Here is a 26,687-nt window from a genome sequence, read left to right on the forward strand (position 1 = left end):
ATCCGTCCACAGCCATTCGTCCCGCCCCGACAGGGAACAACGCGAAAGAGAGTTCCAAAAGCGAACAGGGGTTTGAGGTGGGGTCCGATTCGCAAACGCGGCGGAATGCCGCGACTGCGGCCATCGAAAACGCCGAAAGAAGCGACAGGCGAGTCCGGCGGACAGCCCTCCCCTACTTCGCAATGATCAGATCGACGCCCGCCTCCTCGATGATCGAAACCATCTGCTCGGGAATGCGCTCGTCGGTGACGATCACGTCGATGTCCTCCAGCGCGCAGATGCGGCCGAAGCCCCGCTGCCCGAACTTCGACGAGTCGGCCAGCACGACCACCTGCGACGCCGCGCGCATCATCCGCCGCGTGAGCTTCGCCTCGTCGATCGTCGAGGTCGTGATGCCGTGTTCGAGGTCGATGCCGTCCACCCCGAAGAAGACCTTCGAGCAGATGCAGTCGTCCAGCTCGCGCGCGGCCTCCTCGCCCAGCACCGAAAGCGACTTCTTGTGGACCGTGCCGCCCAGCTGCACGACAGCGACGTTCTCTGCCTCGTTGAGCAGCACGCCCAGCCGCAGGAACGGCGTGACGATGTTCAGGTGGTGCCACGCGCGCATCTTGATCTCCTCGGCGAAGGCGTAGACCGTGGAGCCCGAGGCCACGATGATCGAATCGGCGTCGCCGAGCATCTCCACCGCCCGCTGCGCGATGAGCCGCTTGGCGTCGCGGTTGATGTTGTCCTTCACGTGCACGTCGAGGTCCGCGACATGGGGATTGGCCGGGCGGGCGCTGCCGTGCACCTTATATAATAAGCCCTTGCTTTCGAGAATCTTGATGTCCTTGCGGATCGTCACCTTCGTAACGCCCAGTTCATTGGCCACGTCCGTGATCCGGACGAACCCGTATTTGTTCAGGTTGTCGAGAATGTATTTGTGCCGTTCGGCGATGCTCAGCATATCGGTCGAAGATTTAATGTATCACAAAAGCAAAGATAAGAAAACTTTTCATATATCGCAAAAAAGGGTCCGCAACCCGCCGCGGGCCGGACCCTTCCGGACCGCAGTCCGTATCATCTAAAAACAAAACATTTTCCGTCATTCGGTCTCGGCCTCGTAGCCGTCGGCCCGGGCGCCCCACATCAGCAGGAAGACCAGCATGCCCACGACGGCCATGCCGATGATGCCGACATAAGCCCAGTTCCAGCCGTAGTGCTGGGCGACAAAGCCCAAGCCCACGCCCGAAACGAGCGTCGAGGCGTAGCCGAACAACCCCGTGAGGCCGTTGGCCGTGGCGGCGGCCCGCTTCGTGGCCTGGTTCGCCGCGGCGATGCCGATGAGCGCCTGCGGACCATAGATGCAGAACCCTGCGGCGCAGAGCGTGGCGAAGAGCAGCCAGATAGGCGCATCGGCGGGAAGCTGCCAGAAGAGGAAGACGAAGAGCGCGGAGCCGGCCATGCAGAAGACGCAGGTGCGGTGGGCGCGGCCTTTGAGCCACTTGTCGGTCGCCCATCCGGCGAAGAGCATGCCGAGGATTCCGGCGATCTCGAACATCGCCACGAGCCATCCGGCGTGCGACATCGAGACGCCTTTCGACTGGCTCAGCAGCGACGGCCCCCAGTCGAGCACCGAGAAGCGGACGATGTAGACGAAGAAATTGGCGAAGCCCAGAATCCAGATCAGCGGGTTCTTGAAGACGTATTTCATCAGGAACGCCTTGTGTTCGGCGCCCTTCTTCCCGGTCTTCACCTTGGCGGTCTCGGTGCCCTCCAGCTCGGGAAGCCCCACCGAGGTCGGCGTGTCGCGCAGGAAGACGACCAGCCCGATGGCTCCGGCGAAAGCGATGGCCGAAGGAATCCAGAAGCACCATTTCCACGCGCCGACGTGCGCGGCGGAGACCATCACCCGCTCCATCCCCGCGGCATCGTCGGGCGCCACGCCCAGGTTGGCGGCGATGGACGCCACGGCGTCGGGATCGGCCGTCATATCGGTTCCCAGCGTCCCCATGACATAGCCGCAGAGGATCACCACGAGGCCCGCACCGATCGAGTGCGAGGTATTCCACACCGACATCTTGGTCGCCAGCTCCGTGGGCGGAATCCAGTGGGTCAGCAGACGCGCGCAGGGCGGGAATCCCGTTCCCTGCAACAGACCGTTGACGACCCACATGACGCCCATGAAGAGAATCAGCGTGTTGGTGAACTGGCTGCCGTCGTGCTGTCCCGTGATCCAGTAGGAGATGTCCTCGCCGAAGCCGAACGCGAAGTTGGCCAGGGCGCACAGCGCAAGACCCACGGCCATGTACCAGCGGGCGTTCATCCGGTCGGCCAGAATGCCGTTGGCAAAGCGCGAGAAGCCGTAGATCAGGCCGTTCAGAGTGAGGAAGACGCCGAGGCTCGTCTTCGAAATGCCGAGGTCGGCTTCGAGGCCGGGCATGGCCAGCGAGAAGTTTTTGCGCACGAAATAGAAGAGCGCATAGCCGATCATCGTGGCGATGATCGTGCGCATCTGCCAATACTTGAAGCGCTTGGATTGTTCAGAGGTCATTTCGAAATGAAAGTTAGCAGTTTCAGATTCCAAAGATACGACTTTCGGAGAGATAACCTACATTATTCCGGTGAAATTTTCGTTTCACCCCCGGAAATCGCACCGTCACATGCCCGAAGCGGCCGGAACGGCATGCCCCGGCCGTTCCGCTACCGGTCTTCGACCTGCCAGACGCCGCCTTTGCCGAACAGCCGGTCGAGCCACTCCTCCATCCAGCCGCAGCGGAAAGCCACATCGACGACCGTATAACGGCTGCGCATGTAAGGAATCTTCTCGAACGAAGCCCGGAAATGCGCGCGCGACACGCCGATCTGCTCCGGTTCGCAGGGAGCCCCGACCAGTTCCAGCCGGCGGTGAACCTCGCCGAAGGGGATGATCTGGTCGCGGATTCGGCCGCGCAGCCCGGGCCACGCCTGCTTCAGCCGCACGAGCTGTTCGCGCAGCCCCTCCTTATCGACGTATTTGCCGCGGGTCTCCGTCAAGCCGCGGGCCACGAACTCGGGATCATTGTCGAAAACGGCGCGGATGTCCCGCTCGGTCTCCTCCCACGATTTCCACGCGGCGACGCACTTTTCGACATCCAGCTGCTCCACGGGAGCGTCGAGCAACATCTCCAGGAAGGCCGTCGAGGCGAGCGTGCCGATGCCGACCTTGAAGCCGTGCGACACCGAAGCGCCCTGGAACCGCAGGTGTTCCATATCCCACAGATGGCTGAACTGATGCTCGGCGCCCGAAGCCGGGCGGCTCGACTGCGTGGCCTGCATGGCGAAGCCGCTCAGCAGCAGCCCCTCGGCCAGTTGTTCGACCTTCGCCACATTGCCGGCATGCACCCCTGCGGGATCGCAAAGAGCCTCTTTCAGCCCCTCCTGCACCAGCCCGAAGGCGAAGTCGTCCATCTTGTCGGCCCCCACGGCGTCGGCCAACATCCAGTCGGCGCCGGCGGGGATCTTGGCGATCAGATCGGCGTATCCCGAAGCGGACATGCAGGCGGGCGCCGCGGCGGAGATCGACGGGTCGAGCACCATGCCCAGCGGCGCAGGGCAGTCGAAGGTCTGCTTGTTGCCGTCCTTGGTGATCGAGGCGCCGTAGGCCGTATAGCCATCCATCGAAGCGGCCGTGCCGACCACCATGTAGCGGCGGCCGTTGTGGTAGGAACAAAGTTTCGTCAGGTCGTTGATAACGCCCGAACCCACGGCGACGGGCACGGCGTCGGTCGCGGCCAGCACGCCGTCCAACTCCTCGACGAACGTCCACTCGGCATAAAGTTTCGGATCGGTGAAAATGTGCGGTTCGTCCTGCGCGATGCCCGCTTCGGCGAGGATGCGGTGCACCTCCTCCCCGGCCACCCGCCACGTATTGAGGTCCGCGACCACGAGGGCGCGGCGGGCGGGGAACAGGCTTTTGAACATCTCCGCGGTCTGCGGAAGGGTATCGACGCCGATCACCAGCGCTTTGGTGTCGGTCGTGCGCCGAAGGGCGCTCTCTACTTTATTCATAATAGCATATTACATAAACGGAACATCGCCGGAACAACCGGAGTGTTTACAAAGCAAAGGCAAATATAGGAATTATTTTCCTTTTAACAATAAAAAGCAATAAAATTTATTTCTTTTCGACATCTATTTCGTTTCTATTTCGGGTTTTTCGAGTTCATAATTGGAAAAAAGAAAATAAAAACATACCTTTGAACCCCGAACGAAACCTCTTTCGCTATGAAACGAACGATCCTGCTGCTGGGCCTCCTCCTGACGACGGCCGCAGCTGCCGCACAGCCCCGCATCCGCGTGGAGCACGGCCCCTATCTGCTGAACGTGACCGACGAAGGCTTCACCGTCGTATGGAGTTCGACGGCGGATGCCGCCGGATGGGTGGAGCTGGCCCCGGACGACGGTTCGCACTTCTATGCCGCCGAACGTCCGAAATTCCGCGATTCGCACCTCGGACGCCAGCGCATCGGACGCATGCACAGCGTGCGCGTCAGCGGACTGAAACCCGGCACGACCTACCGTTACCGCATCATGCAGCGGGGCGTCGTCCTCAACGAAGGCAACAAGCGCGTCATCCTCGACGAGGGATTCGGCAGCGACATCCTCAAACACAAGCCCTACACCGTCACAACGCTCGATCCGGCGCAGGAGAAGGTCGATTTCTGGGTCGTCAACGACATCCATTCGCGCGACTCGGTCTTCCGCCTGCTGATCCGCAGCGCTCCGAAGGAGAAGCCCGATTTCGTCTGCCTGAACGGCGACCTGGCCACTCAGATCGAGACCCCGGAGACGCTCTGGGATGCCTGCCTCGCGTCGGCGTCGGAGATTCTCACTCCCGCGGGCATTCCGCTGGCCGCCGTGCGCGGCAACCACGAGAACCGCGGCGTCTGCTCGGGATGCTGGTCCGACTTCTTCCCCTCGCCAACCGGAGAGACCTACTACACGTTCCGCCGGGGCCCGGTTTTCTTCCTCGTGCTCGACGGCTGCGAGGACAAGCCCGACAGCGACATCCGCTACTACGGGCTGGGCGACTGGGACGCCTACCGCCAGCGGGAGGCCGCATGGCTGAAAGAGGTCGTCCGGAGCGAGGAGTTCCGCACGGCGCCCGTGCGCATCGTCCTGATCCACATGATTCCCGGAGGCGAAGCGAGCTGGTACGGCGAACAGCAGATCCGCCGGCTGTTCGTCCCGGAGCTGGTCGGGAAAGGCATCGACCTGATGCTCTGCGGCCACTACCACCGCTACCAATGGATCGACGACGGCAGCCGCGGGGTCGATTTCCCGATCCTCGTCAACTCGAACAACGACTGTCTCCGCGTGTCGGCCGACCCGAAAGGCATCGACCTGAAAGTGATCGACACCTCGGGCGCCGTCATCGAACGACACCGCATCGACAAAAAATAACGACAATGGAAAACTTTCACGAATACCGCTCCGTCTGGGAGCACGGCGAACTGATGGAGCGCCTGCGCCGCATCCGCCACGTGGCGCTCGACATGGACGGCACGATCTACATGGGCATGTCGCTCTTCCCCTACACGCAGGCTTTCCTGCGCGGACTCCGCGAACAGGGCATCGGCTACTCGTTCCTGACGAACAACCCCTCGAAGTGCATCGACGACTACCTGCACAAACTCGCCAAGCTGGGCATCGAGGCCACGCGCGACGAGATGTACACCACGGCGCTGGCCACGATCGACTACATCAAGGCCCGCTACCCCGCCGCCCGCAGGCTCTTTCTGCTGGGAACGCCCTCGATGATCTCGGAGTTCGAGGCCGCGGGCTTCGAGTCCTGCGCCAACTCGGCGGACGACGTGCCCGACGTTGTCGTGGCGGCGTTCGACATGACGCTGCAATACGACCGGCTGTGCCGCGCGGCGTGGTGGGTCAAGCAGGGCGTGCCCTACATCGCCACCAACCCCGACCGGGTGTGCCCCACCGACCTGCCGACGGTGCTCGTAGACTGCGGTTCGATCTGCGCCTGCATCGAGCACGCCACCGGACGCCGTCCGGACATCACGCTCGGGAAACCCGACCCCAACATGCTCTCGGGCATCCTCGCGCGCCACGGACTGCAACCGTCGGAGATCGCTATGGTCGGCGACCGCATCTACACCGACGTGCAGATGGCCCACAACGCCGGAGCGATGGGCGTGCTGGTCCTTTCGGGCGAGACGACGCTCGACGTGGCGGACAAAGCCGACCCGCAGCCCCACATCACGGCCGACAGCATCGAGATCCTGGGGCGTCTGCTCCGCGAAGCGCACGCATGACTACGCGCAAAAGTCCGATAAGTCATACCGATAGTCCTATCGAAAAATCCCGAATCTTGCGGGTTCGGGATTAAAGCGATGTAACGACTTGATTTATCAAGTCGTTACATTTTTGTGCGGGAGAATAGGTAACGAAAAGGCAACGGTTTATTTTCAGCGTCTTGCGCTCAAATGCTGCATTTCAAATAACCTACTACAAGATACGAAAAATTTTCGGGATAGGCAAATTTATCATTTAAGCGGAATTCGATAGTCGCCATAAAAGCAACTCATGCCCGCAAGAATTTTCGCGGGCATGAGCATTATGTATTTATTAATCTTCGATCCAAGGGTTTACATTTCCCGACAAGCGTATGGAATGGTTGTCAATATCTCCCAAGATACCTTGTGCCGAAATTTCTGTCCGCATCTTTAAGTCGTCGATTTCTTGTTTAAGAAACGGTCTCTGCTTCCCCGACTTATCGAGTGATGCACACCCGGTTTTGTTCGACTTCAGAGAACGGCTGTACGGTATCGTCCTTGCCTTCGACAGCGATTCTGCCGGCATCAACGCCCGCTTTCTCCAACATAGCCGCAACGCTTGCCACCCGCAGTTTCGAAAGCTTCAGGTTGAAGGCCTTCGATCCCGTAGCGGCATCGGCATAACCGATGGATTTCGACCTTCGCATCGAAATTAGCTTTTAGGAACTCGAGTCAATGCAGTGATCTTCTCCTGCTCAGAGGTACGTATCTGCGCCGAGCCGATGCTGAACAAGATATTTTTGCGCAGAGCTGCCGGCTTCTCTGTGCTCTTTATCTTCGGAGTCTGCACAGGAGCGGGTCGGGTTCCCTGCACGGCAGGTTCTTCCTTTTCTGCGGGCTCAGTTGTCCGAGCCGGCGTTACGGGTGCGGCGGCGACTGCCGGATGCGATTTCTTGTAGTTCTTGCCGAAGCGGAAAGTGAAGCCCGCCAGCGCATTGAATTGCCAGTCGAGGTTCCCGGCCTTCTTCGAATTATACTTGTCGGAAAGCATGTTGGCGTTCAGCTCCACACCGAACAATACGCAGTCCGAGAAAAGGGAATTGATGAAAAAACTGAGACCAAGAAAAGAGTTAATTTAATAAACTATTTTATGGCGGAACCAACCGCCGAAAATAGCGAAGCCACGGACGTATGACCGTGACTTCGCATTAAATTATAACCTTCTTCTAAAAACGGTAGGAGATACCGGCGCGAACCACCTGTGAGGTAAATTCGAGCTCGTATACCCGGCTCTTGTCGCCCATATAGGTAAATGCAGGCGTGTTGAGCAGATTGGTGGCTTCGGCATAAATCGTGATGCCCTTGCCGATCCGGTATGATGCGTTTGCGTCGAGCTGCCAGCGGGCATCCACCCACAAATCCTCGGCGGCATTCGAGCCCAGAGCGTAAATGAACTCGCCGTTGTAGTTAGCCGAAAGCTGTACGGTCAGGCGCTTCGACGAATAGGCCAATGCTAGGTTGGCCGTATGTGCAGCCTGCCCCGGGAAGCGCAGTTCGCCCCGGTCGTCGTTGACTTTAGCCTTTGAATGGGTGTAGGTGTAGTTGCTCGTGAAGACCAGGTTGCGCAGGAAGCCCGGCAGGAACGTCAGGTTCGAGTTCAGCGTGATCTCGGCGCCAAAGAGTTTCGCGGCGTCGCCGTTCATCTGCTGTACCATATTGAACGGCGTACCGTCGGCATTCAGCGTCGAATAGTAAGGGTTGTTCGGGTCGGTGATCGATCCCTCGCGCTGGTACTGGAAACGGTTGATATGTTTGTAGAAGACGCCGCCCGAGATCAGGCCCACGTTTTTGAGATATTGTTCGAAGAGGAAGTCGAAGTTGTGCGAATAGGCAGCTTTGAGATTGGGGTTACCCATCGTCACACGGCCCAGATCGGTGTTCATGTCGACCGAGGGCACCAGGTTGATGACATCGGGACGAGAATAGCCGGTCGTGTAGGCCAGACGCAGAATCGTGTTCTTCGCCACATCCCATTTGAACTGAATATTGGGCAGTACGACCGTGTAATTCACCGTCGAGTCGGCACGCGTGCTCTCATAGGCTTTGTATTGGACGGAAGTCTGCTCCAATGCCTCCCATTCGTCCAGGGGAATCTGACCGCCGTTCCAGTGAATGTCGTTGTTGGGATTGTCCGGACGGCCTAAGATCGCAGGGTCGTAGCGATATACCGAATTGGCTTTGTAATCCACTTTGGTATGTTCGACGCGCACGCCGATAATGGCCATTACTTTCTTGAACTGGATCTTGTTCATCACGTAACCCGAGAAAACATGCTCGTCGGCGTCGTAGAAGAAGGAATCGCGCGCCGATCCCGTTCGATATGCGTTCGTCGAAAAACGTTCGGGATTCTTTGCTTTCCAATCGTGTACCTTGTCCGGATCGGGAGCCGCGCCGTAGGAGATATGTCCGTTGAGGAAGTCGGCCGAAAGCTGCTCCTTGTAGAGGAAATATTTCAGGCTGAGATCATCATTCTTCGAAATTGCCGTAACGTCGAAAATCTCCGAATCGGGCGCCTTGTAACGCTCGCTGTGCATGAACTTGCCCTTGACGCCGAACGACAGCGTCGAGGCGTTGGTGCCGATGAAATAGTTTTTCGATGCATTCAAGCGGCCGGTGATGTTGCGGCCCTTGTTGCGGACGTTGTTGTTGTCGAGCGTATAGAATTCATAGTAGGAAAGGTCGTCGAGCGGCTTGTCTTCGTACATCAGCGTCTCGTCCAGTTCCAGATAGCGGCTTTGATAGGATTTCACCCAAGCGAGCGGCTCTTTCTTGACGAACGCTTCTTTCGAGGGGAACTTGTCGCCCGCCAGGTTGGTGGGGGCTTTGCCGTTGCGCCATTGCGGAGTCTGGAAACCGTACTGGGCACTGTTGGCTTCGCGCCGCGAGGTCGAGAAGAAGACGCCTCCGTCGATCTTCCAACTGCCGATCACGCTCTCGCCGTCGAGGTTGAGGTTGAAATTGTCGGTTTTGATGTCCTGATCGGTCACTTGCAGGATCTTTTGCAGCCGGTCGACGCCCAGGCGTCCGTCCTCGTAGAGGTAGTAGTTGTCCGACTTGTCCAGACGGGTGCGGTTCCGGTAACGGGTGTCCAGGTCGCCGCGGTGGTTGAACATACCGCTCAGTACGAATTTCGTGTTCACCGTAGGAGCATAGTCGAAGGTGAGCGATGCGCCGACGCGCTGGCGGGTGCCTTCCTGATAACGGTAACGGAAATCCAGCGGCAGGTAGGTTTTACCTTCGTTTTCGCCGTATTTGCCCTCTTTCTGATGGTCGTCGCCGTTGAGGGTCTTCACCTCTTTCCAGGTCTGTGCCTCCAAACGGTCGTAACCGTTCGACGACCGGTAATAGCTGGCGCTGGCCGCAATGCCGAAACGGCCGTCGGGGTTGCGGTGGTTGGCTCCGAAACGCTGCGAATAGCTTCCCTTGATATTGTAGGGCACCTTGCCCCGCAGTACGTTGTAACCTGACGAAAGGTCTATCATACCTCTTGCTTTGAGGGAGCGGGCTGTCGAAGTGCGCATGTTCACGACGCCGGCAATGGCGTCGCCGTCGTTCGAAGGAAGCAGGGTCTTCTGCACCTCCATCGACGCGAGGATGTCCGAAGGGATCAAGTCGAGCGACTCGGCACGGCCGCCCTCCTCGCTCGTACCGATGATCTGCTCGCCGTTGACGTTGATGTTCGTGAAATTGGCCGGCGTACCGCGCAGCTGCACGGTCTTGCCTTCGCCGCGTTCGCGCGAGATCGTCACGCCGCTCAGGCGTTGCAGGGCCTCAGCGACATTCAGGTCGGGGAAGCGCCCCATCTGGTCCGACGAAAGCACCGACATCATGTTGTCCGAGTTGCGCTGCTGGTTCAGGGCGCGCTGCTGACCGTCGACGACGGCCGAAATAACCACGCCGTCGATGCTGTTGGCCGCTTCGATAAGCTGAAAATTGAGCGTCGCCGTCTCTCCGGCTATGATGCGGACCGGCCTCGTGACAGGCTCGTATCCGAGGTATACGACTGTGATCTTCACCGAATCGCCGGGGGTGATGCCCTGCAACAGGTAGATGCCGTCGATGTCGGTGGCGGCGCCGAGTGTCGTTCCGTCCACCAATACGTTGGCTCCGGGCAGAACGCTGCCCGTTTGGTCGGTCACCTTACCGCGCAGGTTGCCCCTGCGCTGGGCCGAAGCCGGAGATGCCATACACAGCAGGGCTGTGACGAGCATCAGTGTCGAGAAAAAGTGTTTCATGATAAAATCAGGTTAGTAAAACGTTGGTTTGTTATTTTTTCGCTTTTTTACGGGTTACTTTCTTGTCGTGGAGGACTCCGTCGTCGGTGATTCGCAGTTTGTAACGCAAATCGGAGCCGATCATCGTGATTTCGTAGGTCGTCTCGTCGCCTTCGCCGCGGCGGATGACCCGCGATTCGTCCACGGGGACGCTGCCCACGACCTCCACGATCGTCCGGCGCACCGGAGCCGGCAGGTTCACGTAGGGCATGGCCTCGGCCCGGCGGATGTCGCGCACCCGGCCTTCGGCATCGAACGTGGTGGTGGTGAGGTGCAGCCGGTCGTGCGACTCATAACGGGTGGACTGCACGATATAGGTCGGAGCTTCGGGCGTGCCCGATACGTCGATTCTGTCGATCAATCCGTCGCCCGCGGCCGCGATGATGCCTTGCCGGACCGGATCGGGAATGTCGCTTCCGGTGAAATGTTCGAGAATCGACCATCCGCCTGCGACCGGTGTGCGGCGTCCTCCGAAGGCCATCCGTTCCGCGACCTTCGAAGCATTCCGGGCTACCATCAGGCGGCGCCGGACGCCGGCGACCTCTCGTCCGCCGGGCAGCGTCAGGCGCGGCTCGACCAGACAGATGCCCTGCGTGCGGGGCATGGTCAGCCTGACCTCCCGTTTTACGGCCGATGATGCGGCGACCGTCACGTTTTCATCGGCACAGATATGTTCCGTTCCGTCAGGAGCGACGAGCATCACACGTAACCGAACGTCGCACGCCCGCGGCAGATCGTTCCACACCCACACTGTTTTCCGGTATTCGGCACCCGGCCGGTAGAGTGTCTTGTCCTTGTACCATTCGCGGGCCTGGTTCATCTCGACCGAGGCCCCGACGGGCTCATTGAGGTGTTTGAGCACCAGCAGGTTGGGCTGCGGATACAGCGAGTCGGCGATGTCGCCGCGGTAGAAGTTGTGGCCGTTGACGGCACCGCTCAGCAGTGCGAAGGGGGCCCATGCCTGCAAACGGCGCGAACGGTAGAAAGTGCCGATGTCGGCGTGCAGGTCGGACAGCAGACGGGCGATGTCGTCGCGGTCGTAATAGTATAGTCCCCAGCCGCTTGCCGTGCGGCTGGTCTTGAAGTTCTCGCGCGGTTCGAGCAGCCCGAATTCATTGGTCCACAGGCGGCACGACTCCAATACGGTCGAGGGTTTCGTATCGGAGATCGTATAGCCGCTGAAATCTTTCACGACGTTCTCCGAATATTCGTAAATATGTTTGGCGACGTAGTCGTCCTCGCCCCACAGTCGGGTCGGATCATAACGGCGCAGCTCGGCTTTCAGCGCCTCGAGACGCACGTTGCCTTCGTTCTCCTGGTCCCAGGCTACGATCGAGGGATGGTTGACATTCTCGCTGATCCAGCGGCGGAACTCCGTTTCGGTATCTTCGAGGTCTTTGCCGGTCGGTTCGTCGTCGTGCATGAAGCGCCATTCGTCCTGAATCATGATGCCCTCCTCGTCGGCGATGTCATACCATTTGCCGTAGGCATGCCCCAGATGGATGCGCAGGTAGTTGAAATTGTACTCCTGCACGGCGGCACGCAGGAAGCGGCGTATCCACGCTTTGTCGAACATCACGTCCGCCCAGCGGTTGAGCGCCCGGACGAAAGCGATGTTTTCGGCCCGGAAGAGGACTTTTTCGCCGTTGACCAGTACGTCGCGGCCGCGGGTTTCAATGCTACGGTAACCGAAACGTTCGGATTTGCGCGAGCAAAGCACGCCTGCCGTATTCGTGGCTGTTACTTCCATCCGGTAGAGCCGGGGCGTCCCTTCTTTGCCGGCGCTCCATGTCCGGAGCATATCGGCCGGAAGCATCAATTCACACTTGGTGCTGCCGCCCGCCGGTACGGAGACCTCCGTCGCGGCGCGGCTTACGGCCAGCATGTCGTCGCAGACAGCGGCTTCTATCGCCAGCCGTTCGTCCCGCGTGGAAGTGTTCACGAGTGTCGCCATGCAGCGGACGCGCCCTTCGGACACTTCGGGCAGAATTTTCAGATGGTCGATCGAAACCGATTGCCCCAGGCAGAGCGTCACGTCGTCCCAGATGCCCGGCGCCCGCGAATTGCGCCACCACTCGGCCGAATTCTCCTTGGAGGGAGTCGTCGCCGTATTCCAGCTTCCGACGCGCACGACGAGTTCATTGGGGCCGTCGTAGTCGATGGCTTCCGAAAGGTCGAACGTGCCGTGCGAATAGGTCGTATGGGGATCGTAGCCGATTTCGCGGCCGTTCAGGAAGACCTGTGCGTTGTATTTGGCCCGCAGGCGGAGCCGCGCCCGGGGATAGGCGGTGCCGTCGAGCGTAAACGTGCGGCGGTACCAGACGTAGTCGTATCCGATTTCCCGGTTGTCGACGGCATCGAGGTCTTCGCCCAGGGAGGGCGTCGCCATAGTGATAACACCCGGCACGGGAACCTTCGCCGCATAGGTCTGCGGCATCGTGTCGGCGATGGCGACCTCCCACTTTCCGTTGAGCGAAATGCAGGCGTCGGGATCGCGCCGATCCTGCCGTTCGCCGTTGATCGTGACCTCCGACAGGATGATGCCGGCAGCGTTCCGGACGATCACCGGTTCGGGGGTCGACGCCAGGGTCAACCGGCTGATGGTCACGTAGCGTACCGGCATGTCGGCGAATCCCCGAATGTCGATGCCTGCCTTCCCGGCCCACCGGGCCCGTACATCCTCGATTACGAACCCGCGGAACGCCGTGGGATGGTTCTCCCGGCTCTCCGATTTGTAGTCCGGTTCGAAAAGCACGAGGGTCTTGCGCACGCTGTCGGCCTCCACGCCGCAGACGAAGACATCTTCGATATAACCTCCGCGGTCGAGGTTCGATTTGAAATAGATGCCGTTGCCGACGTCGGACATGCGCACGTTCTCGACGACCACGTTACGCACGCCGCCCGAAATCTCGCTGCCGATACAGACGCCGTTGGCTTTCGACCGGAACGAACAGTTGCGGATCAGGACGTTTTCCGTGGGACGGCCGATACGCCATGCGTCGTTATCTCGTCCCGATTTGATGGCGATGCCGTCGTCGCCCGTGCGGAAGGTGCAGTCTTCGATCAGTACGTTCGTGCAGGACTCCGGGTCGCAGCCGTCGTTGTTGAGGTTGTAACTGTCCACCGTCACGCCGCGCACCGTGACGTTTTCGCACGCCAGCGGATGAATGACCCAGAAAGGGGAATCCACGAAGGTCACGCCCTCGATCAGCACGTCCGTACAGTTGACCGGTTCCAGCATGGCGGGGCGCAGGTAATGGCCCTCACCGAACAGACGGTCGCTGACCGGGGTCAGGTTCGTGCCCATACGGCGCAGAGCCTTCTGGTCGGCTTTCTGCCGGGGTTTCCATTGCGCGAAATTGTGCGAGCCGCGGCCATCGATCACACCCTGTCCCGTAACGGCGATATTCGTCGCCTGCCAGGCGTAGATCAGCGGCGAGTAGTTATAGACTTCGGTTCCTTCCCAGCGCGTGAGCACGGCGGGCAGGTAGTCGGCTTCGTCGCTGCTGAAAAACAGTACGGCGCCCGCTTCGAGGTGAAGGTTGACATGGCTTTTGAGCACGACGGGACCTTTAGAGAACCAGCGTCCGGCGGGGATCACGACCCGTCCGCCGCCCTCGCGGCTGCAACGGTCGATGGCCGCGGTGACGGCGGGCCGGCAGTCGGCTTCTCCGCCGGCCTCGGCCCCAAAATCCGTGATGCGGAAATCACGGTCTGGAAAGGTTACGGGACGGATCTGCCGCTCGATCTCCCCGGCCCGGTTCCGGGCGCCGGCGCTCCATGCCGCCGTCAGCAGGAGACCCAGTATTAAGATTCGCTTCAATGTCATGGTCGGTTCAATGCTTATAAGTTGTCACGTCGCTTGTCTTGTAGCCGATGCGCGTGGCGACGGCCGTCAGGGTTTGCCCCGGCTTCAAGCGCACGGGGGCGGTATAGAGCAGCCAGTGCTTTTCGTTATAACCGCGTCCGTCGATCTGGTAGGCGATCGAGGCGCCTTTTGTCGCGCAGACGATCTTCACGCTGCCGTCCCGGTTGTTGCGGACCTCCGGCGCTGCGACTCCGGGCTGCACGCCGCCCGGCCAGAGACGTTCGCGCAATTCCGCTTCGGTCAGCCCCAGATAGGGATTGTAGCGTTTGTCCCAACGGGTCAGTTCCCGGCGCATCCGTGCGATGTCGCAGGCGTACCGCGGATCGTCGATCAGATTGTGCATCTCGTGCGGATCGTTGTCCACGTCGTAGAACTCCTCCGTGCGGCGGGGCTTTTCGAACCAGCGGCGCGACTGTTCGTCGAGCTCACCGCGCTCGTAGAGCTCCACCATGTTGCGCATCATCGGCATGTTGAGTCGTGAAAGGACCTGCATGTAACCGGATTTTTCGGGCAGGTGGTTGCACACGTAGCGGTAACGGGCGTCCCGGACGCAGGTCTGGCGTTCGACGATCTCGTCGAGGCGGTCGCGGGCGCCGTAAATATAGGAGCGTTCGCTGCCTTCGTACCGGCCCAGAAACGGAATGCCGTGCATGTACGACGGCGGGCGGATTCCCGCCAGCGAGAGAATCGTCGCAGGGATGTCGGCGAACATCAGCAGCCGGTCTTCGACGGTCCCGGCATAGGTCCCGTCGGGGAAACGCACCATGAAGGGCACCAGCGCCCCGCTCTCGTAGAGCTCGCGTTTCTGACGCGGCAGCGGGCCGCCGTTGTCCGAGTACCAGATGACGATGGTATTGTCGAGCAATCCTGCGTCGCGCACCTCGTCGATGTAGGTCTGCATCTGACGGTCCATTTCGTGAACGTTGCTGTACATGACCGCCCAGTCCCGGCGCGTCACTGCATTATCGGGATGGTAGGGCGGCAGAACGACCTCATCGGGCGACAGGACGAGCGGTTCGTCCGCCCGTTTCCATACCTGCGATTCATGGGTCACCGTCATGTTGAAGATGGCGAAGAAAGGCATCCCTTCGGGACGGTTCTTCCAATGTGCCGTCTTGCTGCTCTCGTCCCAGGCCGTCACGGGCGGTTTGAACTGGTAGTCGGTCTTTACGTTGTTGGTGCAGTAGTAGCCCGCGGCACGCAGAAATTCGGTGTAGCATTTCACCCCGTCGGCCGGTACGGCTTCGTAGGGCGGCACGAGCCCTTCGGTCAGGGGTTTGGTGTTCGACGTCCGCATGTAATTGGCCCCGAACGAGGTCGGGAACAACCCGGTGATGAGCGATGCCCGGCTGGGTGCGCTGACGCCGATGGTGGTGAACATGCGCGTATAACGGATTCCCTCCCGTGCGAAACGGTCGAGATTGGGCGTGTCGGCCAGTTTGTCGCCGTAACAGCCCAGATAGGGACTGATGTCTTCACACACCAGACAAAGAATGTTGGGCCGCCGGTCGGGAGTTTTCCGCTCCCGGCCGATGGCTGCCGAACCGGACACCGTCGCTGCCGCTAGTACGGTAATTCCTAGCAAACCCGTCGTTTTCATAGATTCTTTTTGAGATGAGGATGCGCCTTGGTGATCGATACCCGCTTTTTCCACGCCTCGAACATCGCGTTCATACGCGTTACGGTTTCCGGATGCGAAGCGGCCAGATCCTGTGTTTCCGACGGATCAGCCTCCATGTCGAACAACGACCAGGGGGTGTCCGATCCGTGTTTCACGAGTTTCCATTTGCCGTCGCGGACTGCCCGCCCGTGCTGCCACTCCCAGAAGAGAGGCTTTTCGCGCACGGGTTTCTCGTCGCGGATGACCGGAAGCAGCGAAACGCCTTCGTAGGGTACGATCCTGCGTCCCTTGTACTCCTCGGGATAAGGTGCACCGGCCAAATCGACGAACGTGGCCATGATGTCGATGAAATGGCCCGTGAAATCGGACAGACGGCCCGGGTTGCGCAGACCGTTGGGCCACGTGGCGATCATCGGGGCCGAAATGCCGCCCTGATAGCTGTAATTCTTGAAATAACGCAGCGGCGTATTGGCCACATTGGCCCAGTCGGGCCCGAGCGACGTCCAGCAGGTCATCGAGCCGATCTCACCGTAGCTGTCTTTCAGTTCCACGACCTCGGCCGAAGCGCCGTTGTCCGAAACGAAGATGATGAGCGTATCGTCGAACTTGCCCTGCTCTTTCAGTTTGCGGATCACACGGCCGATGTTTTGGTCCATGCGGTCGATCATCGCCGCATAGACGGCCATCTTGCGCTCCTCGACGGCCCGTTCTTCGTCGCTGAGCGACTCCCATTTCCGAAACGTGGCTTCGGAAAGGCGGTAGCGGTCGTCTATCAGCCCCAGGGAGCGCTGTTTTTCGTAACGCGCACGACGGATGTCTTCGTAGCCGTCACGGTATTTGCCTTCGTATTTGGCGATATCCTCGGGCCACGCCATCAGCGGATCGTGCGGAGCATTGTAAGCCAGGTAAAGGAAGAACGGTTTTTCGCTCCCGGCATATTCGTCGAGCCATTCGAGGGCGTAGTTGGTGAAATAATCGGTCGTGTAGAAATCCTTTTCTTTGGGTGTGAACGGAGCGTAGGTCTGTTTTTCCACGCACCAGAACCGGTTCTTTACTTTCTGCGCCGGCACGCCTTCGCCGTCGCGCTGGCAACCGGGGTTGAAATAGTTGCAGGCTCCGTCGCGCAGTCCGTAGAAGTGGTCGAAACCGCGTGTGCGGGGATTCTCGGCACCGTGATGCTTGCCGGACCACAGGGTCGTGTAACCCGCCGTTTTGAGGTACTCGCCCAGGGTCACGCTGTTTTCCAGCGGTCCGCGGGCATCTTTGAAATAGCCGTTCTGCTGGGCGTAAAGTCCCGTCAGCAGGCACGACCGCGACGGATAGCTTTTCGACGTGTTGTGGAACTGGGTGAAACGAATGCCCTGACGGGCCAGTTCGTCGAGGTTCGGAGTCTGCACTTCGCTGCCGTAACAACCGATGTCGGACCAGCCCAGGTCGTCGGCCGAAATAAGCAGAATGTTCGGGAGCGGCTGCTCGGTTCGGGGACGTTCGGCGGCTTTCTGGGCCGGAGCGGCGTTCCACCATACGGAGGCGGCGAAGAACAACGTCAGACGGGTAAAACGAGTTTTATTCATCGTTGGTTCGGTTTTGGGTTGTATCTATTCTTTCGGGGCGGGAAATGTCCGCATCTTGCCTTCGAGACGCGGATAGCTCTCCCATATTTCGGGGTCGGCGCCCACGCGCGGATCGCCGGTTTCGGTGAGCCGCATTTGCAGCCGTGAACGCAGGCGTTCGAAGATGTCCGAATAATGGGGATCGTCGGCTACGTTGTGCAGGCAGCGGGCATCGCTTTTCAGGTTGTAGAGTTCGAATTCGGGGCGCCGGGCCACGGCGGCATCGAAATAGGATTTCACCTGCGGATTCTCGCGGTTGTCGATCAGATAATCCTTCGACGGGGCTGCGTCGATGTCGTAGTAGGCGCCGTGCATCGCCGCCGGTCGACCTTTTTTATCAAGCGCCTGCGGATCGCCTGCCGGCCAGCGCTCGGGATGGAAATTGCGCACCAGCAGGTAGTTGCCCGACCGGATGCTGCGCACCGGATAGCCCAGATTGTCGTAGCGTGAACAGGAATGGCGTTCGCGTCCGGCGTAAACCGCTTCGGAACTGTATTCCGCGTCTCGGCCTTCGAGCAGCGGCAGCAGGCTTTCGCCGACCAGTACGCTGTCGGCACCGTAGGTTACGCCCGAGGCTTCGAGCAGCGTCGGGAATACGTCCACCAGGCTCACCAGCGATTCGACGACCTGCCGCGGCCGGATGCGTTCGCCCCAGCAGACGGCCAGCGGCACGTGCAGTCCGGCGTCGTAGCAGTTGGCCTTGGCGTGCGGAAACGACATGCCGTTGTCTGCCGTGACGATGACGATGGTGCGGTCCAGTTCGCCGCGGCGTTCCAGCTCTTCGAGGCAGGAGCCGAGGTGTCGATCGAACCACTCGATCTCGACGGCGTAGTCGAGGATGTCGCCGCGGACCGGATCGGCATCGGGCAGGAATCCCGGGACCTCGGCTTCGTCGAGCACGTGTCCGGCTTTCACCCACGAGGCGTTTTCGTAAGGACGGTGGGGTTCGTGGGTCCCGAGCCAGAAGCAGAACGGTGCTCCTTCGGGGCGTTCGGCGAGGAACTTGCGGAAATTGGCCGCGTAGTCGATCTTCGAAATGCCGCTGTAAGGCGGGTCGAGACGGCACTCGTTATATTCGGGACCTGCCGGATTGTGTTTCCGTCCGGAAACCGCCCAGTCGCCGGGCCCCCAGCCTTTGCCCGTATAGCCGACGTGGTACCCGGCTTCGCGGAAAACGTCGGGATAACACGTGTAACGCGCCGGGAACGAACTGGCATGCGTTCCGGCCTCCTCGATCTGCCAGGGATAGAGTCCCGTCAGAATGCTGGCCCGCGAAGGGCTGCTGCCGGGTGAGGTAACATAGGCGTTGTTGAACAGCGCCCCGTGGCCGGCGACATAGTCGAAACCGGGAGTCGAGACCGTTTTGCATCCGTAGGCCGAGGCGTAGGGCCACGATTGGTCGTCGGCGATGACGAAAAGGATGTTGGGACGCGTGTCGGACGTGTCGGTGCAGCCGCCCGACAAGGCAGCCAGCGGGGTCAGTCCCGCGACGCAGAGAAAGCGTTTATGCAGGTCGGTTTTCATAGTTCGTTCAGATTGCGGGGTATGGCCAGCGGGCGGTCGAAACGGAACGCGTAACCGTCGCCGTTGCGAACAACCGAAGGGTTGATACGGGTGAGGTAATCCATTACACGGCGCCGTTCGGCGGGGGCGAAGTCCGTGAATTCGGGATGCAGCAGTTCCACGGCCCGTTCCACCGATGCGGCGACAGCCGAATACCGGTAGGTCGTGTTGCCGTATTGCAGGGGTGCGGGCTGTGTCGAACGTTCGGGATTGCGCACGTAGACGATGTCGAGACCGTCGGGGATTGCGTCGATCAGGCGGATCGTCTTGCCGATGTCGGTCGTGCGGCCGCGGACCAGCATCCGGTCGGCGTAATAGCTTTTAAGCTCTTCGGTGTAGGCCGGGTGGAAATGACGGTTTTCGATCGAGCGCGAAAGCATCCGCAAATCGTTGTAAGTCCGGGCGATGAAATTGTAGTCGTCTTCGGTCAGTTCGCCACGGGTGTTTTCGATGTAAACGGTCAGTTTTTTCACGAGGCATTTGAATTCGACGCTCTTTTTGTCGATCTGCGGATTCCGTGCGAGGACGAACTCTTTCATCTGCCGGGCATACTCTTCCTTCGACGCTGCTTCGATCTGCTCGGGTGCGAAGATCGGTCGCATCTCTTCGATATACTCCACGACCTCGCGGAAAGCCGTGTCACGCCGTATCTTCGTGCGTCCTTCGTCCGAAAGGCGCGGTTCGAAGATGCCGTCCGCAGTCTTCTCCTTCACGGCGTGCGTGCGGATCGTGACTCTGCCAGATGCAAGTCCGGGCGACGAGACCGTCACCGTGATCCGTCCCGGGCGAGCCGTGGAGCGCACGACGTTCGGCACGGGGGCTGTCACATATCCGGTTCCTTCGTCCGAAAGCGTCTTGTCGATGTCGCTCGTGTAGAGCGGGCAGCCGACCAGCGTACCCTCTCCTTCGACGTTCCATGCGAGCGGTCCGGAAAAACCCTGCACGGGGTTGCCGTCGGCATCGACCACCTCGGCCGTGACAATGTCCAGTCCGCTGCGGTCGGCGGGAATTCTGCCCCGGAGGGCCGTCAGCACGATGGCTGCGGGTTCGCCGGCCATCACGACCCGGCATTCCCGGCTCTCCTTGCCGTGTGTGGCTACCGCCCGGAGCGTTCCGGGAACGATCTCCACGTCGGGAAACTCCACCGTGAAGAAATTCTCTTTGGACGGATGCCGTACTCCGAGACTGCGGTTGCCGGAAAACAACTCTACGCGTTCGCAGTTGCTGTCCACGCGGATCGTGCGGCGTTGTCCGAGGTATTTGCGCTGCCAATAGTGGGGATGGACGAAGACCATCGGCTCCGGGAGGTAATTGGCCTGCCAGAGATAATACATATATTTGGGAATACGGTAGAGGTCCACCCATCCCTTATAATTGATGTTTTTCAGCGGGGCATCCTTGTAGATGCGGTCGCAACCGTGGTCGGCGTAGAGCCATCCTACCACCTGGCCGTCGATGCGGCCGCGGATGCTGCCGTCGGCGACGCGCGCCATCGTGTGCTGCCATTCCTCGGTACCGGCCAGCTGGCCGCTCTTGGCGACGGCGGCGTTGTTTTTCGGTTCGAGGTTTTTCACGTCCGTATCGGTCCAGCCGCGAATGGTCACGCGCAGGAGGTTTTCCATGTCGAGGTTCGAGGCGTGGTGCGTCACGTAGTCGCCGTAATTCTCGGCCTTGCGTTCATGGATCAGGCGTGTGGAGTCCTCCTCGCGGGTCCAGCGGGAGTCCGCGGCGTTCGAGGTTTCGTTGCCGACGCTCCAAAGGAAAATAGAGGGGTGGTTCCGGTCGCGGCGTACCATTTCGCGCATGTTGTGTTCCTGCACCTCGCGGTCGAAATCGATGGCCTTGTTGTTGGGAACCTCCTCGACGGTGATGATGCCGTGACGGTCGTTGAAGTCGTAGACCGCCGGCATGTGCGGATAGTGGGCCGTACGCATGAAATTGGTGTTCATGCCGTAGCGGATGTCCAGCATATCGCGTTCGGTAAGCCACTGCGGCATGGCGTCGCCCAGCCACGGGAACTCCTGATGACGGTTGGTGCCGTGGATATGGATTTTCTTTCCGTTGACCGAGAGCGTATTGTCATCGTAATTCCACGAAAACCAGCGGAAGCCCAGCGGCGTATGGTAGGTATCCAGCAGCCGGCCTGCGGTGTCGCGTATTTCGCTGTAAATATGGTAGAGGTAGGGAGATTCGGGGCTCCATAGCCGCGGAGTGCGGAGCGTATCGCTCCATTGGCAGAATCCGGCCAGCTCCCCGGCGGCGAGGGCACGGTGTTGTTCCAGTACGGCGATCACCTTGCTGTCGGCATCGGTCACGACGCTGCGCAGGTTCACCTCCGCTGGTTGCGGCGTATCGTTCTTGACATAGGTACGCAGGCAGAAACGCGCTTCGCGCTCGTTTACGAGTGGTGTGGTGACGAACGTGCCGCCCTCGTGCTTGTAACTGCCCTGAAACGGGATGTAGACGGGATTTTTGACGACGATCCGCACGTCACGGTAAATGCCGCCGTAGACATTGAAATTTCCTGCCGTAGCGGGCGGAATGGTGCCGAATTTGTCGTCGCGGCGGTTCGACACCTGCACGGCCAGCAGGTTCTCCGCGCCGTAACGGATATGGGGTGTCAGGTCGAAATAGAAACCGTTGTAACCGCCCTTGTGATCGCCGAGCAGCGTTCCGTTCAGGTAGACCCGGGCGTACTTTTGCACGCCGTCCAGCTCGACGAAGATTCGTTTGCCGCGCAGTTCCTCGCCGATCACGATCCGTTTGCGGTACCAGCCCCAGCCGTTCCACCAATAGGAGTCTTCGCGTTCGGAGGCGAATTTGATATAGGGATGGATGTCGCCCGTCGTTTCGTAGGTCATCCAGGTATGGGGCAGCGCCACGGCCTGCCATGCCGCGTCGTCGTAGTCCGGTGAGGCCGGTGCGGCGTCCTCCTTTCCGGAGGGGAAATAGCGGAAAGTCCAGTCGCGGTCGATCGTCTGTTCGGTGCGCACCTGCCCGGGCCGGTAGCGTCCGGCATGGCAGGGGGATGCGGCGGCAAGCAGCAGAATGAGCGGCAGGATGCGTTGCAGGAGGTTCATCGTCGTTTCGGTTTTTCGGTATTGCAAAGTTAAGTGCCGGAATTCGAAAACAAGGCCTGCAAATCCTGCATAAAAGGGGGCGCAAGCGTGAAATTCCGGCGGTCAGGATGTTTGAAAAACGATTATTATTGTTTGAAAATCGTGCATTCGCCACCCTTAAAACATTGTTTTATAGCGGATAAAAGGTCGCTTCGGAGGTCTGCCGCCCCAATGCGATTTTTAGGCGCGGATCGTGCGATAATCCGAAAAATAAAGATAAATTTGCAGTAAACGACGGCGGTCCGCCTATGAAACGAATTCTCCCGATCATATTTTTCGCGCTCTCCTGTACGGAGGTGCTCTTTGCTGCAACCGTTACGGATTACCGCCGTCCCCGTTACGGCCAACCGCTTTCGAACAACAATATCACGGCGCTGGCGCGTGATCCGCTCGGATTCCTCTGGGTCGCATCCCGCGGCGAACTGGCCCGTTTCGACGGCCTCTCGTATCATCCGCTGGACGGGATGCCCGGTACGGAGCTTTTCGAAGGCGGCAACATCGTTCAGTCCATGGAATTTCTCTCGGGAGACAGTCTGCTGCTCTGTACCGACAAGGGGCTTTACCTGCTGGATGTCCGCCGCCGCAGGCTCGCGCAGTCCGCGACGATGGCCGGCATCCGAGTTTATACCGTCCTGCGTACCGCCGGGGAGTGGCTGATGCTGAGTACCAACCGCGGTATTTACCTCTATACGCCTGCCACCGACTGTTCCGAACCGCTCTACGCCTATGCCCCCGATCCTCAGACAGGACCGAATGCGGGGTTGTGCTCCGTTGTGCGTGACCGCGAGGGCCATCTGCTGGCAGCGGTCAACGGCGTGCTGGTCCGCCTGAGGCTGAACCCCGAAACGCTCCGCAAGAGCGGAACCCCTGCACCCGGAGAGCTGTTAGCGGGGACCGATACGCTGGTGGTGCTCGGCTCGAATTACCGCATGGCCGCCGATCGGTTCGACAATGTCTTTCTTTACGACCGGCAGCGGTTGCTCTCGGCGCGTGTCGGGGAGCTCGGGAACGCCGAACCCTTCCGTGTACGTCACATCGAGGTTTCGACCCTTGCCGCAAGGGGCAATGATCTGCTGCTGGGCATACGCGGGCAGGGGAATACGATCATCCGCCGCGACGACGAGGGGCGCGAAACAGAGTCGGAACGGCTGCTCACCAGTCCGCATTTCGACGATATGAGCAGTACGACGAATACCTTTTACGACGACGGGCGGGGCAATCTTTGGCTCGGAACCCGCGACGGGCTGTTCCGCTTCGAAGAAAAGAGCCAGGGTCCGTTCGTCAACCTGAAAAACGACGTCGAATCATCCAATACGCCCAGTCATAACACCGTGTCGGACATCTGGATCGAGGAGCGCAATACGGTATGGCTCGCCACGGCCTACGGACTCAACCGCATGACTTTCGACGGGTCGGCAGCCGGCACCTACCGCATCGAGCGGTTCTTCGCTCCGTCGGGCGACCGCGACCATGTTTCGTCTAACAAGATCGAACGGATCGAACTCGATGCCGACGGGATGATGTGGCTCGGAACGAAGACCGGCATCCGCTTCTTCAACCCCCGGAACGACCGGTTCGGCCGGAATCCCTCGATCGAACGGGCCGTCGGGAAGAGCAATTTCGTGCGGGCGCTCTACCGCGATGCGGAAGACAACATGTGGATCGGGTTTGAAAACGGCGGTCTCTACCTCCACGAAACGGTCAGGGACACGACCTACCGGGTGGAAGTGCCCTCCGGAAAGGGCGTTCTGGATAACTGCACGGCCGTCGAGGGGGACCGGAACGGATATGTCTGGGTCGGTTCGAAACGCGACGGACTGTTCCGCCTGCCGGCAGACCGGGAAGCGGAGGCTCCGCGCGGTTATGCGCTCGCCGACAGAGCCGGAAATCCCGTGACGTGGGTATCCTGCCTGTTCGTCGATCCGTATAACAATATCTGGTGCGGTACGGCCTGCGGCTTGTTCCGCTACGATTACAACGGAGACAGGTTCACGTTCGTCGATCTGCCGCTGACGGATAATTCGCCTTATATCAGCGGTATCATCAACGATGACCGCGGTAATTTGTGGATCGCCACGACGGCCGGCGTCTGCAAATACGGCCCGTCTGACGGCACGGGGCAGTTCATCGCGCTCGACAACGGCCGTTTCAGCCGCCCCGGATTCGTTTTCGGCTGCGCCAAGGACAGTGACGGCTATATCTTCATGAGCGGCATCAACGGCCTGACCTATTTCCATCCGAACCGGGTTGCCGCCGACACCACGCGCTACCACACGTTCATCACCGATTTCAAGGTCCACAACCGCTCGCTTGTCGTGGGCTCGCCCGAACTGCCGCAGGATATCAACTACACCGACCGGATTACGCTGCGCCATCAGGACAATCAGATATCCTTCTCTTTTTCAGCACTCTCGTTCGTCGCACAGGACAATCTTCAATACGGCTACATGCTCGAAGGCATCGACTCCGAATGGATTTATGCCGGGTCCGAACCCCGTTACGTATCCTACGGCAATCTGCCTACGGGAACTTACCGGCTCCGCATGCGCAGCACCAATACCGCCGGCGTCTGGCAGGAAGAGGCGCATGCGCTCGAGATCCGCATCCGTCCGCCGGTAATGTGGACCTGGTATACCCAGCTGGCCTATGCACTGCTGCTGGGACTCATCGTCTGGATGGGCGTAAGGGCTTGGCGCGTGCAGGAGAAACTGCGCACGCAGAAGGTCGTGGATCGCTTGCGGCTGAAATTCTATACCGATATCTCTTACAGCATCAGAACTCCGCTCTCGTTGTTGCAGGCCCCGTTGCAGAAGCTTATCGACGATTTCGACCGCACGCCGGGAGACCGGGCCAAGTATATGCTTGAAACCGTGCGCCGCAGCAGCAACCGGCTGTCGCTGCTGATCGACCAACTGGTCGATTTCTGCGAAATAGACCAGGGTAGCGCCGCGCTGAAACTGACGCAGACCGATTTCATCCCTTATGCCGAGAATATCGCCGGGGCTTTCCGTCATCTGTTCGAGGGAAAAGGTATCGCGTTCGATTTCGTGTCGGAGGTTGGCGCAGCACCGTTGGCCTTCGACCGCGACAAGATCGAAAACGTCTTTTTCAGCCTGCTCTCCAACGCCTACAAGTTTACCGAACCGGGCGGACGGGTCGTGCTGACCTGCCGGGCGGACGGGGACGGGAATATCTGGGTCGAAGTGAGCGATAACGGTACGGGTATCCGTCCGGAGAATCTCGGCCGCATTTTCGAGCGGTTCTGGTCGGACGGCAGCGCCGAAAGCGGTTCGGGTATCGGCCTGGCTCTGGCCAAGGAACTGGTCGAACTCCACCGGGGACGCATCGAGGTCGAAAGCGAGCCGGGCAGAGGCTCGGTTTTCCGTTTCTGCCTTCCGGCCGACAACCGGCGTCTGCACCGGGACGGTAATGAGATTCCGCACGACGACTCGTCGCACTCGGCCACGCTCGACGAATACATCCGGACGATCGACACGGGCACGGGTCCGGGCGACTACTGCAAACCGGGGGCTCCGCTGATTTATGTCGTCGCCAAGGACAAGCAACTGCGCCGATTTCTCGAAAAGATGCTTCGTCCCGCCATGCGGGTCGAGACGTTCGCTTCGCCCGAAGGCGTCTACGAACAGGTCGTGCGCAACAAACCCAAACTGGTCATTTCCGGCGTCGTCTTTTCCGAGGGCAAAGAGGGACTGGAACTGTGCCGCAAGATGAAATCCGCCGCCGCGACCAACTGCATCCCGTTCCTTTTCCTGACCTCGTATTCGCAGGACGAGATCAAGAAAGAGGGTTACGAATACGGCGCCGACGCTTATGTCACCAAACCTTTCGAGGTCGATTACCTGCTGGTGCGCATCCGCAGTCTGATCCAGTCGCGGGAGATCATCCGCGAACGTATCAAACAGGAGTTCATCGCCAGTCCCAAAGAGATACAGCTCGTTTCGGCCGACGACAAGTTCCTGGCCCGGGCCATGCAGGTCATCGAGGAGAATATAGCCGACGAGGAGTTCTCGGTGGACATCTTCGCCGGGAAGATGCACCTGAGCACTTCGATGCTCTATCGGCGTATCAAGGGCCTCACGAACCAGTCCCCGAGCGAGTTCTGCCGCAGTATCCGTCTCAAACGCGCCGCGCAGCTGCTCACGACCAAGGCCTATACGATCTCGGAGGTCGCTGTGAAGGTCGGCTTCTCGGATATTCGCTATTTCAGTACCTGCTTCAAGAAGGAGTTCGGTATGACGCCTTCGGCCTATCAGCAGGCCAACGGGGGCATTTCCGACTGACGGCGTTGCACGAT

14 protein-coding genes are annotated in these 26,687 nt (G+C 59.9%); 3 read left to right on the plus strand and 11 right to left on the minus strand.

Annotation, left to right across the window (positions count from 1 at the left end):
* Nucleotides 1-172: 172 nt before the first annotated feature.
* The 3 genes from NQ519_RS02610 to NQ519_RS02620 form a co-directional block, all read right to left on the minus strand.
* Nucleotides 173-946: a DeoR/GlpR family DNA-binding transcription regulator gene (locus tag NQ519_RS02610; RefSeq protein ID WP_019149618.1), complete on the minus strand. Its 774-nt coding sequence runs from the start codon at nt 944-946 to the stop codon at nt 173-175.
* Between the two features lie 138 nt (nt 947-1,084).
* Nucleotides 1,085-2,533, minus strand: coding sequence for an MFS transporter (locus NQ519_RS02615; protein WP_019149617.1), 1,449 nt, complete (start codon nt 2,531-2,533; stop codon nt 1,085-1,087).
* A 149-nt stretch (nt 2,534-2,682) separates the two neighbouring features.
* Nucleotides 2,683-4,029 carry a sn-glycerol-1-phosphate dehydrogenase gene (locus NQ519_RS02620; protein WP_019149616.1) on the minus strand — a complete coding sequence of 449 codons (1,347 nt, stop codon included), beginning with the start codon at nt 4,027-4,029 and terminating at the stop codon, nt 2,683-2,685.
* Between the two features lie 216 nt (nt 4,030-4,245).
* On the opposite strand from NQ519_RS02620, the gene NQ519_RS02625 reads away from it, so the two are divergent.
* Together NQ519_RS02625 and NQ519_RS02630 are read left to right on the plus strand one after the other, a co-directional pair.
* On the plus strand, nt 4,246-5,424 hold the full coding sequence (locus tag NQ519_RS02625) for a purple acid phosphatase family protein (protein WP_019149615.1): 1,179 nt from the start codon (nt 4,246-4,248) through the stop codon (nt 5,422-5,424).
* A 5-nt stretch (nt 5,425-5,429) separates the two neighbouring features.
* Nucleotides 5,430-6,293 carry an HAD-IIA family hydrolase gene (locus tag NQ519_RS02630; protein ID WP_019149614.1) on the plus strand — a complete coding sequence of 288 codons (864 nt, stop codon included), beginning with the start codon at nt 5,430-5,432 and terminating at the stop codon, nt 6,291-6,293.
* 458 nt (nt 6,294-6,751) lie between these two features.
* Here NQ519_RS02630 and NQ519_RS02635 read toward each other — a convergent pair whose 3' ends face one another.
* From NQ519_RS02635 to NQ519_RS02670, 8 genes are all read right to left on the minus strand, one after another.
* Nucleotides 6,752-6,961: an OmpA family protein gene (locus NQ519_RS02635; RefSeq protein WP_026076308.1), complete on the minus strand. Its 210-nt coding sequence runs from the start codon at nt 6,959-6,961 to the stop codon at nt 6,752-6,754.
* A gap of 5 nt (nt 6,962-6,966) precedes the next feature.
* Nucleotides 6,967-7,323 carry a hypothetical protein gene (locus NQ519_RS02640; RefSeq protein WP_222704970.1) on the minus strand — a complete coding sequence of 119 codons (357 nt, stop codon included), beginning with the start codon at nt 7,321-7,323 and terminating at the stop codon, nt 6,967-6,969.
* A 157-nt stretch (nt 7,324-7,480) separates the two neighbouring features.
* On the minus strand, nt 7,481-10,549 hold the full coding sequence (locus NQ519_RS02645; protein WP_019149613.1) for a TonB-dependent receptor: 3,069 nt from the start codon (nt 10,547-10,549) through the stop codon (nt 7,481-7,483).
* A gap of 31 nt (nt 10,550-10,580) precedes the next feature.
* Nucleotides 10,581-14,417 (minus strand): glycosyl hydrolase family 28 protein, encoded by a 3,837-nt coding sequence (locus NQ519_RS02650; RefSeq protein ID WP_019149612.1) that lies wholly within the window; start codon nt 14,415-14,417, stop codon nt 10,581-10,583.
* A gap of 7 nt (nt 14,418-14,424) precedes the next feature.
* The gene (locus NQ519_RS02655) at nt 14,425-16,056 is read right to left on the minus strand and encodes a sulfatase-like hydrolase/transferase (protein ID WP_052308421.1); all 1,632 of its coding nucleotides are present in this window, start codon (nt 16,054-16,056) and stop codon (nt 14,425-14,427) included.
* Entirely contained in the window at nt 16,053-17,651 is a 1,599-nt protein-coding gene (locus tag NQ519_RS02660) for an arylsulfatase (protein ID WP_026076305.1), read from the minus strand. Before NQ519_RS02660 ends, NQ519_RS02655 begins: the two co-directional genes overlap by 4 nt.
* Nucleotides 17,652-17,675: 24 nt before the next feature.
* Nucleotides 17,676-19,214 (minus strand): sulfatase family protein, encoded by a 1,539-nt coding sequence (locus tag NQ519_RS02665; protein WP_019149609.1) that lies wholly within the window; start codon nt 19,212-19,214, stop codon nt 17,676-17,678.
* Nucleotides 19,211-22,333, minus strand: coding sequence for a glycoside hydrolase family 2 protein (locus tag NQ519_RS02670; RefSeq protein WP_026076304.1), 3,123 nt, complete (start codon nt 22,331-22,333; stop codon nt 19,211-19,213). The genes NQ519_RS02665 and NQ519_RS02670 overlap by 4 nt, the downstream gene beginning before the upstream one ends.
* A gap of 287 nt (nt 22,334-22,620) precedes the next feature.
* Here NQ519_RS02670 and NQ519_RS02675 point away from each other — a divergent pair, with 287 nt between their 5' ends.
* On the plus strand, nt 22,621-26,673 hold the full coding sequence (locus NQ519_RS02675; RefSeq protein ID WP_019149607.1) for a hybrid sensor histidine kinase/response regulator transcription factor: 4,053 nt from the start codon (nt 22,621-22,623) through the stop codon (nt 26,671-26,673).
* Nucleotides 26,674-26,687 lie beyond the last annotated feature (14 nt).

The organism is Alistipes senegalensis JC50 (assembly GCF_025145645.1).
Taxonomy (GTDB): domain Bacteria; phylum Bacteroidota; class Bacteroidia; order Bacteroidales; family Rikenellaceae; genus Alistipes; species Alistipes senegalensis.

Bases quoted from the DNA above. Each gene is read 5' to 3' on its own strand.
- NQ519_RS02610 (WP_019149618.1), bottom strand. From the start codon at position 946: ATGCTGAGCATCGCCGAACGGCACAAATACATTCTCGACAACCTGAAC.
- NQ519_RS02615 (WP_019149617.1), bottom strand. From the start codon at position 2,533: ATGACCTCTGAACAATCCAAGCGCTTCAAGTATTGGCAGATGCGCACG.
- NQ519_RS02620 (WP_019149616.1), bottom strand. From the start codon at position 4,029: ATGAATAAAGTAGAGAGCGCCCTTCGGCGCACGACCGACACCAAAGCG.
- NQ519_RS02625 (WP_019149615.1), top strand. From the start codon at position 4,246: ATGAAACGAACGATCCTGCTGCTGGGCCTCCTCCTGACGACGGCCGCA.
- NQ519_RS02630 (WP_019149614.1), top strand. From the start codon at position 5,430: ATGGAAAACTTTCACGAATACCGCTCCGTCTGGGAGCACGGCGAACTG.
- NQ519_RS02635 (WP_026076308.1), bottom strand. From the start codon at position 6,961: ATGCGAAGGTCGAAATCCATCGGTTATGCCGATGCCGCTACGGGATCG.
- NQ519_RS02645 (WP_019149613.1), bottom strand. From the start codon at position 10,549: ATGAAACACTTTTTCTCGACACTGATGCTCGTCACAGCCCTGCTGTGT.
- NQ519_RS02650 (WP_019149612.1), bottom strand. From the start codon at position 14,417: ATGACATTGAAGCGAATCTTAATACTGGGTCTCCTGCTGACGGCGGCA.
- NQ519_RS02655 (WP_052308421.1), bottom strand. From the start codon at position 16,056: ATGAAAACGACGGGTTTGCTAGGAATTACCGTACTAGCGGCAGCGACG.
- NQ519_RS02660 (WP_026076305.1), bottom strand. From the start codon at position 17,651: ATGAATAAAACTCGTTTTACCCGTCTGACGTTGTTCTTCGCCGCCTCC.
- NQ519_RS02665 (WP_019149609.1), bottom strand. From the start codon at position 19,214: ATGAAAACCGACCTGCATAAACGCTTTCTCTGCGTCGCGGGACTGACC.
- NQ519_RS02670 (WP_026076304.1), bottom strand. From the start codon at position 22,333: ATGAACCTCCTGCAACGCATCCTGCCGCTCATTCTGCTGCTTGCCGCC.
- NQ519_RS02675 (WP_019149607.1), top strand. From the start codon at position 22,621: ATGAAACGAATTCTCCCGATCATATTTTTCGCGCTCTCCTGTACGGAG.